Below are 471 nucleotides of genomic sequence, written 5' to 3' on the forward strand. Positions count from 1 at the left end.
CCTTTTCTTCCCTGACAAAAGAGCTTTACAACCCGAAGGCCTTCTTCACTCACGCGGCATTGCTGGATCAGGGTTGCCCCCATTGTCCAAAATTCCCCACTGCTGCCTCCCGTAGGAGTCTGGACCGTGTCTCAGTTCCAGTGTGGCTGGTCGTCCTCTCAGACCAGCTACTGATCGATGCCTTGGTGGGCCTTTACCCCACCAACTAGCTAATCAGATATCGGCCGCTCCAGGAGCATGAGGTCTTGCGATCCCCCACTTTCATCCTTAGATCGTATGCGGTATTAGCGTAACTTTCGCTACGTTATCCCCCACTCCAGGGTACGTTCCGATATATTACTCACCCGTTCGCCACTCGCCACCAGAGCAAGCTCCGTGCTGCCGTTCGACTTGCATGTGTAAGGCATGCCGCCAGCGTTCAATCTGAGCCAGGATCAAACTCTTTAGTTTAATCTCTGTTTAATGACCTCT

Annotated in this window: 1 rRNA gene; it reads right to left on the minus strand. The window is 52.9% G+C overall.

What is annotated here, in order from left to right:
• Nucleotides 1-450, minus strand: a 16S ribosomal RNA gene (locus tag GJ695_RS29400); the annotation flags it as partial.
• Nucleotides 451-471: the final 21 nt, after the last annotated feature.

Origin of the sequence: Duganella alba (assembly GCF_009674495.1) — a bacterium.
Taxonomy (GTDB): Bacteria; Pseudomonadota; Gammaproteobacteria; order Burkholderiales; family Burkholderiaceae_D; genus Rugamonas; species Rugamonas alba.